Here is a 15,023-nt window from a genome sequence, read left to right on the forward strand (position 1 = left end):
TGAACAATCGTCCCCGAAAATGTCTTGGCATTAAAACGCCCAATCAAGTATTTTTCGGGATTAACCCATCCGTTGCACTAGTGAGTTGAATCCGCGCTTGGAAATACCTGTTATCAGGCTCCCTAATCATTAGCGGGATCATCTTCCGGACGGCCATATTTCTTTGAGGTCATTGACAGGACAAAGAGTGCACCACTGAGCAGTAGTATCGAAACCGAGATGCTGAGCAGCAGATAGAGATGAAAGCTGTCCGATACGTGTTGCACGTCAATCACCAGGTGCCTCGAAAGTGCTGTAATGGCAATAAATATCAGGAACTGTACCGGCAGTCTGTGTGTTTTGAAATAAATTCCGATCATTGCGCCCAGTTCAAGATAGATAAAAAGCAGAAGAATATCTTTTAATGCTGCGTACCCTTTGCTCATCATCTCCAGGTACTCGTAAGCAGCAGACCACACGATCGTTGCGCCGATAATAAACAGGGCAAGGTAATGGAATCCATCGACAAGAATGTTTCCGAACCTTTGTACTTTTTCAGTATCTTTATTCATGAATATTTACCAGCCTCTCGATTCCCGGGTGTTTATATATTTTTCTTGTCAGGAAGCATCGCATATTTTTCGATAGATTGCAGTTGTTGCCCTGGGTGCACAGGAGGAGTGCAACAAAACTTTCTTGAAATAAATGCAATGAATACTCTGTTCTATTGTCTAAACTTATAATGTTAAATATAGAGATGTATTTCAAGTTCATTGCGGAGGAGTAGAGATGAAAAAACGAATCATAGCGGTTGCCATTGCGAGCAGTATGATGGTAACTGGCTGTATGGAAAATGACCCGAACAAGCGTGCAAAAATTGGCGCAGGCATCGGTGCGGTGACTGGTGCGATTATTGGCAATAATGTTGGTGGCGGAGGTGGAAGAAACCGTTTTGCCGGCGCAGTAATCGGTGCACTTGCTGGTGGTGCAGTTGGCCATTACATGGATGAACAAGCGCGTGAACTACGACGTGCACTCGAGAGTGAACTGGCGGCTGATTATGCAACCATCGAACGCCTCGATATGGATACTATTAAGATAAGCCTAAGTAGCGAGGCTTCCTTCAGTCTTGATAGTGCGAGCCTGAAAAGTACCATGAAACCGGCACTCAACCGTGTAGCCTCGGTAATGGGCCGTTACAATAAAACCGTTGTTTATGTTGTCGGCCATACCGACAGTACCGGTAGCGACAGTCATAACCAGGGGCTCTCCGAGCGACGTGCATCAAGCGTTAGTGGTTACCTGTCCGGTCGTGGTGTTTCAAGGAACAGGCTATATGCCGAGGGTCGTGGAGAGTCGCAACCGCGTGCTTCAAATTCCACCCACCAGGGGCGTAAGCTTAACCGCAGAGTTGAGCTGTTCATTAATGCCGTGGTTGCCGGAAGAGAGAGCCATGCCAGCCGGAGTCCTTACTGAGTCCGGATCAAGCTCTTCACTTGTTGGCCGCGCACTCACTGCGCGGCCAATGCTTTGCGTTATAACGACTAGATAGAAGTTGCATTCTCCATGACGAAATCACGGAATGCTCTTGCAGCCGGTGACAGGCGTTTGCCTTTGCGGTGAACAAGGTGCCAATGTCGAATCAACGGGAAACCATCGACATCAAGAATGGCGAGACGGCCTGTTTCCAGTTCCAGTTCAATCGTATGGGCTGAGACAATTGAGACACCCATGCCGGCGCGGACAGCTTGCTTGATTGCCTCGTTGCGTGTCATCTGCATGCCGCTTTTAAGCTTCAGTCCAGCAGAATCGAAGAGGCGCTCGATAGCGATGCGTGTACCGGAACCGGTTTCACGAATCACAAAGGTCTCCTCGGCAAGTTCCTGCATGGAGATATTCTTTTTTCCTGCCAGCGGGTGATCAGGCGCTGCGATAACGACCAGCGGGTTTTCCATGAAGGGCTCCCATTCGAGCTCCATCTCTTCCGGAGGCAGGCCCATCAGGACCAGGTCCTCTTCATTTTCCTTGAGTAATTGCACCAGGCTTTCACGATTTGTGACCAGTAGTGATAGCTCGATACCGGGATAGATTTTACTGAATGCTGCAAGCAGGCGCGGAGCAAAGTAGTTGATCGTACTCGCGACGGCAATTTTCAGATGCCCGCTGTTGACGCCCTTCATTGATTTCATCACCTCGGCTGCTTCATCGAGTTCGCGGCAGATGTTCTGACTGTAGTGATTGAGTTCGTGCCCGGCCTCGGTAAGGGATATCTGACGCCCGGTTTTTTCAAACAGCGGTAAACCGACACTCTCTTCGAGTTGGCGTACTTGCATGGAGACTGCTGGTTGAGAGAGGTGCAGTTCTTCAGCAGCGCGTGTGAAACTCAGGTGACGTGCGACGGCCTGAAAGACATGGAGTTGTCTGAGTGTGACATGCATTTGAATAAGCCCACTGAAGAAGTTACATATCAGTATAACAAAAAACTTATCCCTGTTATAACAAAACAGATGGGCAATTTATACAGTTACTCGCCGGCGATCATCATCTCCCTGATCAGCCATGAACCGGTCTGGATACTGCCCGGATAGTCTGCATCATTACCGACAGCAAGAAGGTCCATGAGCATCTGCTTCATGTTGCCGGCGATGGTGATCTCTTCCACGGGATAGAGAATTTCACCATTCTCGACCCAGAATCCGGCTGCACCGCGTGAATAATCACCGGTCACCATGTTGAGGCCCTGCCCCATCATTTCGGTCACAATAAGACCAGTATCCAGTGCAGCCACCATCTCTTCGAAGGTTTCAGTGTTTGGAGTAATTGTCAGGTTTCTCACACCGCCAGCGTTACCCGTGGTTTCCATGCCAAGGCGACGAGCTGAATAGCTGCTTAGAACATAACCCTGAATGATACCGTCGGCGACAATATCTCTGGCCGATGTCGCTACGCCTTCAGAATCGAAAGGTGCGCTTGCCAACCCCCCGGGTTTGAGAGGATCTTCGTGAATATTTATCCATTCCGGAAACACCTGTTGGCCAAGCGAGTCGAGCAGAAAACTCGATTTACGGTAGAGACTGCCACCTGAAATGGCGCCAATAAAGTTGCGCAGCAGGCCGGCTGCGACCTCTGGTTTGAATAGTATCGGTGCAGAACGCGTGGACAACTTGCGTGCACCGAGACGTGAGATGGTACGTTCTGCAGCGCGACGGCCGATCGATTCGACAGACTCCAATTCACTTGCATCACGAGCCGTGCTGTACCAGTAGTCGCGTTGCATGTCGTCATTTTCACTGGCGAGTACACTGCAGCTGATCGTTTGGCGACTGCTCGGATAACCACCAATGAATCCGAGTGAATTGCCATATACTCCAACGCCTTCATCCTGGTTGACGGTAGCGCCGTCTGAATTAGTAATGCGTTCATCGTAAGAGCGCGCAGCTGTCTCACAGGCTGTTGCAATAGATATCGTCTCTTCTACGGGAATCTGCCAGGGGTGATAAAGATCCAGGTCTGGCCACTCTTTTGCAAGGCGGTTCTCATCGGGCAAGCCGGCGCAAGGATCTTCGGCAGCATACTTTGCAATATCGCACGCTGCGGTCAATGCTTCATCTATGGCACCTTCAGAGAGATCTGAAGTGCTGGCTGAGCCTTTGCACTGACCGTAGTATACGGTGATGCCAAGCCCGTTATCCGCGGTGTTTTCAATCGTCTCGACTTCGCCAAGGCGCACCGTGGCAGCGATGCCGTGAGAGCTGTTGGCTGCAACTTCAGCTGCTGAAGCACCCTTCTTGCGTGCATGATTGAGAACCGTATCGACCAGGCTTTGCAACTGTGCCTGTTTTGCACTCGCATCAAAACTCATGCGGTACCTCCAACAGTCAGTTCATCGATTTTGAGGGTTGGCTGGCCGACACCGACCGGGACACTCTGTCCATCTTTACCACACACGCCGACGCCTGCATCAAGGGCCAGGTCATTGCCGACCATACTGACCTTGGTGAGTACATCAGGACCATTGCCGATCAGGGTTGCACCCTTGACCGGGGTCGTAATTTTTCCATTCTCGATAAGGTAGGCCTCGCTGGCAGAGAAGACGAACTTGCCCGAGGTGATATCGACCTGGCCACCACCAAAGTTGACTGCATAGAGCCCCTTGTCAACGCTGGCAATAATTTCATCCGGTTCCTGTTCGCCGGCCAGCATGTATGTGTTGGTCATACGCGGCATTGGCAGATGTGCATAGGATTCACGTCGGCCATTACCCGTGGACTGGCATCCGGAGAGGCGCGCATTGAGCTTGTCCTGCATGTAACCTTTGAGAATGCCCTTCTCGATCAATACCGTCTGCCTGGTTTGTGTGCCTTCATCGTCCATGTTGAGCGATCCCCTGCGCTGTTCAAGCGTGCCGTCATCTACAACCGTACAGAGCGGTGAAGCAACCTGTTCGCCAATGCGGCCGGAAAATGCAGAAGTACCCTTGCGGTTGAAATCGCCTTCAAGTCCATGGCCAACAGCTTCATGCAGCAGAACGCCAGGCCAGCCTGACCCCAGTACAACAGGCATCATACCGGCCGGGGCATCGACAGCCTCAAGATTGACCAATGCTTGCCTGCTTGCTTCCTCGGCGAGTTCCAGGCCTCGACCGTTAAGGAAGAACTCCAGTGTTGTGCGTCCACCCGCGCCGGCACTGCCCTGTTCACGGCGGCCTTTCTGTTCGGCAATCACTTGTACGTTCATGCGTACCAGCGGGCGTACGTCACCAGCCAGTGTTCCATCAGTTGCTGCAACAACGACGCTGTCATGGGCCGCTACAAGACTGACAATAACCTGCTGGATTCGCGGATCCTGTGCACGCGCATGTTGTTCAACTTCTTGCAGCAGCTCTATCTTGTTTTCACGTGAAATGGTGTCGAGCGGATTTACTGGCTGGTAGAGCGCAGGCTGGTTTCTCAGAGAAACCGGCACAGTAACAGAGTTGCCGCTGGCAGCAATGGCACGGGATGTTTTTGCGGCGGATAGGAGGCTGGCAAAGTCGAGATCATCAGTATAGGCAAAACCGGATTTCTCGCCACTGTTTGCGCGGATGCCAGCACCTTGCTCAATATTGTAACTGCCTTCCTTGACGATTCCGTCTTCCAGTGTCCATGCTTCCAGGCGGCTGGCCTGAAAATAGATATCTGCATAATCGAGTTGGTGAGCACAGAGCTCTCCAAGCAGGCGGTCAATTTCCTGTTCACCAATGGAAACAGGTGCCAGCAGTTGCCGGCTGGCAAGTTCATAGGAGGTCGTCATACTGTTCAGCTCGTTTTGCAGGTAAGGCGTCTGTGATTGAGGCTTGGAAAATTGTGGCGAGTTGATTCAAGAAAATCAAGATCAACTGTGGCTGAAGCGACATCTGTACCTTTACCAAGTTCGGCAAGAACATTTCCCCAGGGGTCTACCAGCATGCTGTGGCCATGGGTTTCACGCCCACTGACATGAAAACCACCTTGTGCACTGGCAACCACGAAAGAGAGGTTCTCGATCGCCCTTGCCCTGACCAGAATGTCCCAGTGTGCTTTTCCTGTGGCTTCAGTGAAGGCGGCGGGAACAGCGATGATGCGTGCACCCTTATCGATGAGATCACGAAACATTTCGGGAAAACGCAGATCGTAGCAGATGGCAACGCCGAGTGGGCCGCACGGGGTATCGATTACCAGGCTGGAATCACCAGGCTCGATCGCAAGGGATTCAGAATATTGCTCGTTGGCATCGATCAGTTGGACATCGAAGAGATGCATCTTGTCATAGCGGCCGGCGAGTTCGCCTTCGTTATTAAAGATCAGGCAGGAGGAGCGGACGCGAGTCTCGTCAGATGAGACCAGCGGTACTGTACCGCCGACGATCCAGATGTCGTTGTCTTTTGCCTGTCGACTTAGAAATGATTGTACTTTTCCGTCGCCAAAATGCTCTGCAACGGAGACCATTTCAACGCATCTTTGGCCCATAAAGGAGAAGTTTTCCGGAAGAACAACGAGCTTGCTGCCATCATCGGCCGCTTGCTTGATAAGGCGCTTTGCCTCAAGCAGGTTGGCATCGATATTGGTTCCGCTTGCCATCTGGATGGCGGAGACATTGACGTTCTCTGTCATTGGTGCCTGTTTCAGATAATCCGGACTACGAAGCATACCACAAAGGAGGAAGATAACACGCGGGGTTGCGGCTTTGGAGCGCAATAATCAGTCAAAGACCGGGAGGCCATGAGAATCTGTTTTCTCCTTTTTCTCCTTTTTCTCCTTTTTCTCCTCTTTTTTCTCATTTAGCTCCGCTTCTTGTTGATTGCTTTCTTGTTGCTTGCCCATGCGCTCAATGAGAGGGTCGTCCCATGACCCTGTTACGATATATTTTGTTTCTGCAATACGGTCAATTTTATCTCCGGCAATTGCGCCGGCGAGTAGTAGCGCAGCACCGACAACCGGCCCACCGGCAAGCGTTCCGGCCAGGGGCAGTGTGCCGTGCAGCTTGGGCTTGACGGTGATGACCTGGTCCAGTTCACGTGTTTTCAGGTTGGTTTTCCCCTTGATAAGGATATCTCCGGCCGGTGCCGAGATTTTCAGGTTCTCGGTAGTGGCAATCCCGCTGGCGAGTACCGCCTTGCCGGAAATTTTGTCGAAGCCGAAACCTTCCTTGGTGAAGTCACTGAAATCGAGAGAGAGGCGACGCTGCAGGGCGCGCAGATTAACGAGACCGATAAAGCGTCCGAAACCGGGTTTTGCGTCACTCAGACGGCCTTTGCCTGATTTCACTTTGATTTTTCCTTCAAGGCTCTCAAATGCGAAGTCATCCGGTGTGCCCGGCCAGTTCAGATTGACAGTAAAGGTACCAGGAGACTGTTCAATCTGCTCCGTAATTCCGAGTCCCTTCAGTGCTTTGCCGAGGTCATCCGCAGTGATACTGGCCTCGATGCGCGACTCCTGTTTTGTGCCGTTCTTTGTCCAGGTGCCACTACTATTGATATGGAGGTTCTCATTGGCTATCTCGAGGGCAGAGAGTTGCATACCGTTTTTAATACGTTTTGTCGCCAGTTGCAGTGATCCATATGGAACATCGTTAATCTCAAGTGATTCACTTGAGATCAACAGCAGAGGAGCATTACGTGGATCAAGGGAGCTTTTTTTAATAACTGATTTGCCTCCGTTGTTGGCTTCAAATCTTAGCTTGAGATAAGCAAACTCAGCAATAAACGGAGACTTTTTGTTGATTGGAAATGTAAAAGCACCGCCAATCTTTGGTGAAAAGATTGTTCCTCCATGTCCGCCTGAAACGATGTTGATCTCGTTTTCACCATATTGGATATCCACTGGAGGTTTATCCTGGGTAAGCGGCAGGGAGACCGAAGTACTTCTTTTTTGCTTTGGCGTTTTGTACAGATGCAAGGGCAGTACGACTTCTGTGCCAACAAGCTTGCTGGCTGCATTCAGCCTGACTTGTCCTTTCGACTCAAGCGGAGGAATCAGCACCTTCACATCCCATTCCGATTCTCCACTGATAGGCACTGCCTTGAGTACAGGTAAATGCTGCTTGAGGCGTTCAACGTTGATCAGCGTGTTTGAACGAATTTCAATGCCACCATTTTTCGCCGGAGATATATCAGCCAGGAGCTCAGCCCCAAGCGCAGTTGCCTTGATTTTTTCAGCGAGAAGGCCATCTTGTGTCATATGCAGTACGCCACTAATCCTTTCAATTGGAATGTCAGAGTGGTTGAATTGCAGCTGATTTCCGTCGAGTGCGAGACTGCCCTCGAATTGAGTTTTCGGGTGCGATTTCTTCAGTGGAATTGAGAGATCGATTGCTAGCAGAGATTCGCCTTCGGCCTTAATTGTGTTGGCAAATTTGCCGAAACGGTGACTCAAGGGGCTTTCTCGCAGTAGCCTGAGAGGATCCTGAATGGCGCCCTCAATACGTCCGGTAACCTGCAGTGGTGTGAGAGGTTTCAGGCTCTCTATCCTGGCCGTCGTCTCGGCGACCTGGCTATCGTAAATTTTCCCTGCTGATGCATTGATTGTCATGCTGTTGCGATGGAAATGGACGTTCGCCTGCAGCTCTTCTATGGAAGGCCACTCCTCGCGGTAATCAAGCCTCATGCCATCCACGTCAAACCGGAAGTCGAAAATATCCTCTTCGGCCAGTTTGGCGGGAAAATGATCCAGCGGTCCCTTGATACGTGCCTTGCCATTGCTCAGTTCACCGCCCTGCAAGCTTTTCTCCAGCCAGGAGACAAGGTTGGGTTTCATGATGCCCACAGGGTAGTAAGCTGGCGCCGAGGGAATTTCAGCATGCGAGACCTTGCCCAGGTAATCAAGCAGCGGGGTTTTCTCTTCGCGAGTTGTCAGGCGAAAAGCATGTTCTGTATCCAGGTCATCATTGTTGATCATGATCCGGTTCGAGGCAATCAGCATGCCACCATCGCGTGGAAACCACTGGATTTCTCCCTTGAGACTGCCGATAGCTATTGGCTTGCGGAAAAGGCCTTTGAACTCAACACTCGCCTTGTTCGTATCAAGCGTCAGGCGCCCGCCATTATGACCGGCATCAATTTGGCCGCTGATATTGCTAAAACCGGGAATTTTGTTGACGGCGAGAAGGCCGAGGTTCTCGAGCTTTGCACTGAATTGCCACTCCAGCGGGTGTTCCATTCGAATGCCCAGCAGGATGTCGGATGCGTGTCCTTTCGGAAAGGTTGCAAACAGATGGTCGAGAGTCCTGGAATCGATGGTACGAAATTTCAGGGCTGTAATCAGGTTTTCAATATTGAAGGCATCGGCACCCAGAAACAAGGTATAGGGCGCGTTCTCCTGTTCCTTGCGCAGAGCAAAACCGAGTGAGCGTGTCGGCCATTCCGATCCATTACTCGAGACTTTCATATTGGCGAGATCAATACGCCAACCATGCTCTTCATGATGCCAGCAGAAATTACCACTCGCCCAGTCAACGCTGAGCCTGGGTGCGCCAACATCTGGTGAAATGAATGCAACCTTGTTGGCGGTAAAGCGTCCCTGCAACCTTGTCATTTGTCCTGCTTTCCAGTCACTCCATAATTCAAAGCTGCTGCTGCCGTTCTCGATGCCATAGTGGCCAGGAATCTTGTCGCCAACCAGCCATGCTAGATCAAGCTGAGATGTGATGAGATGGATGCTGCCTTCCCACTCCTGCAGTGATTTGTCGGGTGTTTTGAATTCTGTCGACAGCGTCATTTCGCCACGGTCCTTTTTGTCGAAACCGAGCGTCGCCCGTAACTGGTGTTTGTTTCCGTTGTTAATCAGGACGAGAGACGCTGGTTCAAAACGGGTAATACGGTTGGATTTAAACAGGTCGATAAAGACAATGCGTGCGTTACTTAGCGCCAGGGACTCCGGCTGAAACAGGAGTCGACTGATTTCTGCATAATCGGGTGGCGTATCATCGACGGGCCTCTCCACGCCATAGACGCTGAAGTCTCCGCTGGAATCACGCACCAGTGAGAGAGACATGCCATCAATGATGGCCGACTTGGGAACAATGTTCTGGTGCTCGAGAAGATCGATGATGCTGAGATGGAACTGTATAGAATCTGCCTGAAGGACTATGGCACTACCACTTTTGTCCAGAACGGTAAACTGATGCAGCCTGACTATAGGGCCGGTGCCTGCCCAGTTGCAGCTAATTCTGTCAGCAGATATACGATAGCCAATCTGTTCACTAAGCGATTCCAGAATGGCTTCCTGGTTATTCTCAATATATAGAGGCACAAGAATGCGTGCTGCACTGATCAGTAGTGCAAAAAGCACCAGCAGGAAGACAAAAGGGTTAACGAGATAACGCATTCAGCTGATATCGCAGGCCATAAATAGTGGAGAGTGACTCTGGTCAGTCCCTTGTGTTTGCCCCGTTGTCATACTGTTTCCCGGGGCTTGATTATTGTTCAGATACCTCTTAGAGCAGCACAACGTCAAATTGTTCCTGAGTGTAAAGTTGTTCAGCCTGCAGGCGGATGGTCTTTCCGATGAATTGTTCAAGTTCTGCAAGGCTGGCGGACTCATCGTCGAGTAGCAAGTCAATCACTTCCTGCGATGCCAGAACCAACAGTGATTCGACGTCAAACTGTCGCGACTCTCTGAGAATTTCCCTGAAAACCTCGTAACTTGTCGTTTCTGGCGTCTTTAGTGTCCGACGCCCATTGCATACCGGGCAGGACTCACAAAGGACGTGTTCGAGGGATTCCCTGGTACGTTTTCGTGTCATTTCTACCAGACCGAGAGCCGATACTTCGGTGATCTGGGTTTTGGTGTGATCCCGTGCAAGCGACTTTTCAAGCGCACGCAGCACCTGGCGCTTGTGCTCATCAACCGTCATGTCAATGAAATCGATAATGATGATGCCGCCGAGATTGCGTAGTCGCAATTGACGACTGATCGCCTGCGCTGCCTCGAGATTGGTCTTGAAAATAGTCTCCTCGAGGGTACGGTGTCCGACGAATGCACCGGTGTTGACATCGATCGTGGTCATCGCCTCGGTCTGATCAATGATCAGGTGCCCTCCTGATTTGAGATCAACCTTGCGTTCAAGTGCTTTCTGAATCTCGTCTTCTATACCGTAGAGATCAAAAATCGGGCGTTCACCAGGGTAGTATTCGATACGGTCTGTGATCTCTGGGATGAACTTCTCGGAGAAGTCGACCGCGCGCTCGAAAGTCGCTTTTGAATCGATGCGGACCTTCTCCACATCGGTATCGACCATGTCTCGCAGAGAGCGCCGTGACAGCGGCAAATCCTCGTGAATCAACTCACTGGGCTGCGCTTGTTTCATGCGCTCCTCGATTGATTCCCACAGGCGCGAAAGAAACAGCATATCGGCGCCCAGTGCCATATCATCCGCACTCTCGGCAGCGGTGCGGGCGATAAAGCCACCCTGAATCTTGTGTTGAGCAGCAAATTTTTCGATCAGGTATCGCAGGTGTTTACGTACCTCGCCATCCTCGATCTTCTGCGAAATACCGACGGTACCGGCGGCGTTTGGCAGAAACACCAGGAAACGCGAGGGGATGGAAAGGTTGGTAGTCAGGCGTGCACCCTTGGTACCAAGGGGATCCTTGACGACCTGAACCAGGACGGGTTCGCCATCTCGTACCAGCTCGGTAATATTGGGTGTTCTGTCATCGTTGACCGATGTACCGGAAATATCCGAAGCGTGCAGGAAAGCTGCCCGCGCAAGTCCGATATCGACAAAGGCCGCCTGCATGCCAGGCAGGACCCGGCACACCTTGCCCTTGTAGATATTTCCGACAATGCCGCGTTTCTTGGTGCGCTCGATGATGATCTCCTGGACCACGCCATTTTCAACCACCGCAACACGTGTCTCCGGGGGAGTGACATTGACCAGGATCTCTTCGCTCATCGGTTTTACCCTTTCCTTTTAGTTATAGTTTATATCCGGTTCGCTGTAACAGCTGCCCGGTTTCATACAGGGGTAACCCCATAATGCCAGAATAACTCCCTTCAATCTTCTCAATAAACAGCGCTCCCTTACCTTGTATGCCGTATCCGCCAGCCTTGTCGGCTGGTTCACCGGTCTCCCAGTAAGCCAGGATCTCTGCTTCTGAAATATCACGAAACCAGACACGACTACTGCTTAGCATTTCGTCATGCCGGCCGTCGGTCACCAGTGAGACGGCAGAGAGGACTTCATGCATGCGTCCTGAAAGCTGTATGAACATGGAGATAAAATCTTCGGCGTCACGTGGTTTGCCCAAAATCCTGTTGTCGAGGATGACGCTGGTATCTGCCGAAATAATCCTGTCATCCGCTGTGTAGCTGGAAGCGACAGCTGCCGCTTTCTCTCTCGCCATGCGTATCACGTAGTCAGCAGTCGCCTCTTTATCAAATGGTGTTTCGTCAATATGGGCGGGATGCACATCGGCAGTGATGCCAATTTGCCGGAGCAGTTCAAGGCGACGAGGTGATGCCGATGCAAGTACGACGTGTTGGGCGGACAGGAGTGACTCACTCACGATGATAGGGATGACCGTTCAGAACCGACAAGGCCCTGTAGAGTTGTTCGGCGAGTAATACCCGCACAAGTGGATGCGGCAACGTCAGGGCGGAGAGAGACCAGCTGGTACGTGCACTTGCGCGGCAGGATGCCGAGAGGCCATCAGGCCCGCCAACCAGCAGGGCAGTATCACTCCCCTGCTGCAGCCAGCCATCAAGTTGTTTGGAGAGCTGCATGGTTGACCAGGACTTGCCTTTTTCATCCAGGGCAATCACGTTTGCGCCTTTGGGAATGGCTGCAAGCATGCGCTTGCCTTCATCTTCAATCGCTTTTTCGATACTCGCATTTTTACCACGATGCCTGGGGGCGATTTCAACAAGCTTGAGACTGCATTCACGTGGCATGCGCTTGCTGTATTCTTCGTAGCCTTGTGTCACCCATGCAGGCATACGTGTACCAACAGCAATCAGGTGGATATTCATTCGCGCAGCATGGCAATCACTGGTGCAGTGTCAGGGCGTACACCGCGCCATAACCAGAAGGATTCCGCCGCCTGTTCTACCAGCATACCGAGACCGTCAAGAGAGATTGCTGCGCCTTGTGCCTTGCCCCATTTGACGAATGCGGTTGGCTCGTTGCTGTACATCATGTCGTATGTCCATCCATCTTCTGCCAGCAACCCGTCCGGAAGAGGCGGCACCTCTCCATGGATACCGGCCGAGGTGGCATTGATGATGAGATCAAATTTACCGCCAAGTTGATCGAAACCGCACGCGGCGACGGGGCCATAATTGACAAAACGGAGAGCAAGCTCCTCGGCACGGGAGACAGTACGATTGACGATGGTGACTGAAACGGGATTCTTGTAGAGCAGTGGCGCGATGATGCCGCGAGTGGCTCCACCCGCCCCAACGACGAGGATACGTTTGCCGGTGAATTCAAAACCGTGATTTTTCGCCAGGTCTGTGATCAGGCCGACACCATCCGTGTTATCGCCACGCAGTTCATTGCCTGTAGCCACAATTAGTGTATTCACCGATCCGGCAAGTTCAGCACGTTCGCTGAGGTCGTCAACCATCTGAAAGGCGCGTTCCTTGAAAGGTACCGTGACATTGAGACCGCAGCCGCCGTCATTCAGAAAATCATGTACGTCGCCGTTAAAATCTTCCATGTCGCCGAGGATGCGGGTATAGAGCACCTCTTCACCGGTTTGCTCGGCAAAGGCGGCATGAATTTCTGGCGACTTGCTGTGTTCAATAGGGTTGCCAATCACGGCATATTTACAGAACATACTCTTTTACCCTGCCTGCTCTGCGAGCAACTCGGCAGCACGGCGTGCGAAATAGGTCAGAATGCCATCGGCACCGGCGCGCTTGATGCAGGTGAGTGACTCCATCATTACCGCATCGCCATCCAGCCAGCCATTTTGTGCTGCAGCCATGTGCATGGCGTATTCGCCGCTGACCTGGTAGACAAAAGTTGGTGCCGCGAAACTCTCTTTGACGCGACGGACAATATCAAGATAGGGCATGCCCGGCTTGATCATCACCATGTCAGCACCCTCTTCGATATCGAGAGCCACCTCGTGAAGCGCTTCGTCACTGTTGGCAGGATCCTGCTGGTAGGTGTACTTGTTACCGGCACCGAGATTGGCTGCAGAGCCGACAGCATCGCGAAACGGACCGTAGTAGCTTGAAGCGTACTTGGCGGAATAGGCAAGAATTCGGGTGTGGATATGCCCTTCTGATTCGAGCGCCTCGCGTACTGAACCGATGCGTCCATCCATCATGTCGGAAGGTGCGACCACGTCTGCACCGGCTGCAGCGTGTGACAGAGCCTGTTTGACCAATACCTCGACAGTCTCGTCATTCATCACGTAGCCAGAGTCGTCAATCAGTCCGTCCTGTCCGTGGGTGGTGAAGGGGTCGAGAGCAACATCCGTGATAACGCCCATATCAGGCAGGGCGTTTTTCAGCTCCTTGACAGCGCGTTGTGCGAGTCCGTCCGGATTAAAGGCCTCGCGAGCATCTTCAGACTTGGCCTCGGCAGGTGTAACCGGGAAAAGCGCCATTGCCGGTACACCAAGTGAGTGCAGCAATTTGGCCTCTTCAAGCAGCAGGTCGATACTGAGGCGGTCAACACCGGGCATGGAAGCAACGGCCTCACGCTGGTTACTGCCTTCAAGTACAAAAACCGGATAGATCAGATCATCAGGGGTAAATGTTGTTTCCCGCATCAGACGGCGAGAAAAGTCATCACGGCGCATGCGTCGCATACGCGTTGCAGGAAATTGGCGGGATACCTGTTGCCAGCTCATATCATCAAGCCCTGATAAGTTTATTATTCAACCTTAGCATTGTAACTGTTGTTGGATGCACTTGTCAGTCATGCCCTTGCACCTTGCACCTTGCACCTTGCACCTTGCACCTTGTACCCTACGCCTTTCTATTTTTTACCCAAATCGATGAAAACTGAAAGTAAGGCGATATTCGACGTCGACGAACATGACTTCCAGGCACGTGTTCTCGATGCCTCTGCAACAAAACCCGTTCTGGTTGATTTCTGGGCTGACTGGTGCGGGCCTTGTCATGCGCTTGCGCCACATCTCTATCGAGCGATTGAGGAGCATGATGGTGCAGTAGAGCTGGCCAAGCTGGAGGTGGACGAGGGCGAGAACATGCGTCTCGCGGGCAAATACCTGGTGCGTGGTTTTCCGACCGTGATCGCATTCTGGCAAGGTGAGGAAGTTGCGCGTTTCTCAAGCGCGAAACCGATGCACTGGATTACCGAGTGGATCGATACGAATCTCCGTGATGCACTGACCTGACTGAATCAGGTATCTCATCCATCGCTCCTTTTGGCTGTGCGGGAACTTCTCCCGCCCTTCTGCACGTCTCTTACCGCTCGTCACTCCCCGCGGCCTCACTGAATTATGTCATTTGGGAAGGCCAGCCTATCCATTTCGGGTAGAGTGTATAATGAAATTCTATTGATGTATGTCATTGTTGCATTGCACTAGGCACAGTAATTTGTTAGTC

Annotated in this window: 13 protein-coding genes; 2 read left to right on the forward strand and 11 right to left on the reverse strand. The window is 51.7% G+C overall.

Going from position 1 to position 15,023, the window contains the following annotated elements:
- Positions 1-122: 122 nt before the first annotated feature.
- The gene (locus tag BOW06_RS09730; RefSeq protein ID WP_043116238.1) at positions 123-551 is read right to left on the reverse strand and encodes a phosphate-starvation-inducible protein PsiE; all 429 of its coding nucleotides are present in this window, start codon (positions 549-551) and stop codon (positions 123-125) included.
- 217 nt (positions 552-768) lie between these two features.
- Here BOW06_RS09730 and BOW06_RS09735 point away from each other — a divergent pair, with 217 nt between their 5' ends.
- Complete coding sequence (locus BOW06_RS09735; RefSeq protein WP_043116235.1) at positions 769-1,455, forward strand: YiaD family glycine zipper/OmpA-like lipoprotein; 687 nt, start codon at positions 769-771, stop codon at positions 1,453-1,455.
- Between the two features lie 68 nt (positions 1,456-1,523).
- Here BOW06_RS09735 and BOW06_RS09740 read toward each other — a convergent pair whose 3' ends face one another.
- From BOW06_RS09740 to hemB, 10 genes are all read right to left on the reverse strand, one after another.
- Positions 1,524-2,417 carry a LysR family transcriptional regulator gene (locus BOW06_RS09740; RefSeq protein ID WP_078454668.1) on the reverse strand — a complete coding sequence of 298 codons (894 nt, stop codon included), beginning with the start codon at positions 2,415-2,417 and terminating at the stop codon, positions 1,524-1,526.
- An 86-nt stretch (positions 2,418-2,503) separates the two neighbouring features.
- Positions 2,504-3,841 carry a metalloprotease PmbA gene (gene pmbA / locus BOW06_RS09745; RefSeq protein WP_043116232.1) on the reverse strand — a complete coding sequence of 446 codons (1,338 nt, stop codon included), beginning with the start codon at positions 3,839-3,841 and terminating at the stop codon, positions 2,504-2,506.
- Positions 3,838-5,271 (reverse strand): metalloprotease TldD, encoded by a 1,434-nt coding sequence (gene tldD, locus BOW06_RS09750; protein WP_043116230.1) that lies wholly within the window; start codon positions 5,269-5,271, stop codon positions 3,838-3,840. Before tldD ends, pmbA begins: the two co-directional genes overlap by 4 nt.
- Before the next feature lie 5 nt (positions 5,272-5,276).
- Positions 5,277-6,146: a carbon-nitrogen hydrolase family protein gene (locus BOW06_RS09755; protein WP_230209790.1), complete on the reverse strand. Its 870-nt coding sequence runs from the start codon at positions 6,144-6,146 to the stop codon at positions 5,277-5,279.
- Between the two features lie 51 nt (positions 6,147-6,197).
- A complete protein-coding gene (locus BOW06_RS09760; RefSeq protein ID WP_078459457.1) occupies positions 6,198-9,821 on the reverse strand; it encodes a YhdP family phospholipid transporter in 3,624 nt (1,207 codons plus the stop codon).
- Positions 9,822-9,930: 109 nt separating this feature from the next.
- Positions 9,931-11,391 carry a ribonuclease G gene (rng, locus tag BOW06_RS09765; protein ID WP_078452677.1) on the reverse strand — a complete coding sequence of 487 codons (1,461 nt, stop codon included), beginning with the start codon at positions 11,389-11,391 and terminating at the stop codon, positions 9,931-9,933.
- Between the two features lie 22 nt (positions 11,392-11,413).
- Entirely contained in the window at positions 11,414-12,004 is a 591-nt protein-coding gene (locus BOW06_RS09770; RefSeq protein WP_230209658.1) for a Maf family protein, read from the reverse strand.
- Entirely contained in the window at positions 11,997-12,467 is a 471-nt protein-coding gene (rlmH, locus tag BOW06_RS09775) for a 23S rRNA (pseudouridine(1915)-N(3))-methyltransferase RlmH (RefSeq protein ID WP_078454666.1), read from the reverse strand. Before rlmH ends, BOW06_RS09770 begins: the two co-directional genes overlap by 8 nt.
- Positions 12,464-13,276: a shikimate dehydrogenase gene (gene aroE / locus BOW06_RS09780; RefSeq protein ID WP_043116225.1), complete on the reverse strand. Its 813-nt coding sequence runs from the start codon at positions 13,274-13,276 to the stop codon at positions 12,464-12,466. Before aroE ends, rlmH begins: the two co-directional genes overlap by 4 nt.
- 6 nt (positions 13,277-13,282) lie before the next feature.
- Complete coding sequence (gene hemB, locus BOW06_RS09785) at positions 13,283-14,302, reverse strand: porphobilinogen synthase (protein ID WP_043116223.1); 1,020 nt, start codon at positions 14,300-14,302, stop codon at positions 13,283-13,285.
- Between the two features lie 147 nt (positions 14,303-14,449).
- Here hemB and BOW06_RS09790 point away from each other — a divergent pair, with 147 nt between their 5' ends.
- Positions 14,450-14,812, forward strand: a complete 363-nt coding sequence (locus BOW06_RS09790) for a thioredoxin family protein (protein WP_043116221.1) — start codon at positions 14,450-14,452, stop codon at positions 14,810-14,812.
- The last annotated feature ends 211 nt before the right edge of the window (positions 14,813-15,023 follow it).

Origin of the sequence: Solemya velum gill symbiont, assembly GCF_002020255.1 — a bacterium.
Taxonomy (GTDB): Bacteria; Pseudomonadota; Gammaproteobacteria; order Chromatiales; family Chromatiaceae.

Coding starts and splice junctions, on each gene's coding strand:
- BOW06_RS09790 (WP_043116221.1), top strand. CDS start 14,450: ATGAAAACTGAAAGTAAGGCGATATTCGACGTCGACGAACATGACTTC.
- rng (WP_078452677.1), bottom strand. CDS start 11,391: ATGAGCGAAGAGATCCTGGTCAATGTCACTCCCCCGGAGACACGTGTT.
- rlmH (WP_078454666.1), bottom strand. CDS start 12,467: ATGAATATCCACCTGATTGCTGTTGGTACACGTATGCCTGCATGGGTG.
- BOW06_RS09740 (WP_078454668.1), bottom strand. CDS start 2,417: ATGCATGTCACACTCAGACAACTCCATGTCTTTCAGGCCGTCGCACGT.
- hemB (WP_043116223.1), bottom strand. CDS start 14,302: ATGAGCTGGCAACAGGTATCCCGCCAATTTCCTGCAACGCGTATGCGA.
- aroE (WP_043116225.1), bottom strand. CDS start 13,276: ATGTTCTGTAAATATGCCGTGATTGGCAACCCTATTGAACACAGCAAG.
- BOW06_RS09730 (WP_043116238.1), bottom strand. CDS start 551: ATGAATAAAGATACTGAAAAAGTACAAAGGTTCGGAAACATTCTTGTC.
- BOW06_RS09735 (WP_043116235.1), top strand. CDS start 769: ATGAAAAAACGAATCATAGCGGTTGCCATTGCGAGCAGTATGATGGTA.
- pmbA (WP_043116232.1), bottom strand. CDS start 3,841: ATGAGTTTTGATGCGAGTGCAAAACAGGCACAGTTGCAAAGCCTGGTC.
- BOW06_RS09755 (WP_230209790.1), bottom strand. CDS start 6,146: ATGCTTCGTAGTCCGGATTATCTGAAACAGGCACCAATGACAGAGAAC.
- BOW06_RS09760 (WP_078459457.1), bottom strand. CDS start 9,821: ATGCGTTATCTCGTTAACCCTTTTGTCTTCCTGCTGGTGCTTTTTGCA.
- tldD (WP_043116230.1), bottom strand. CDS start 5,271: ATGACGACCTCCTATGAACTTGCCAGCCGGCAACTGCTGGCACCTGTT.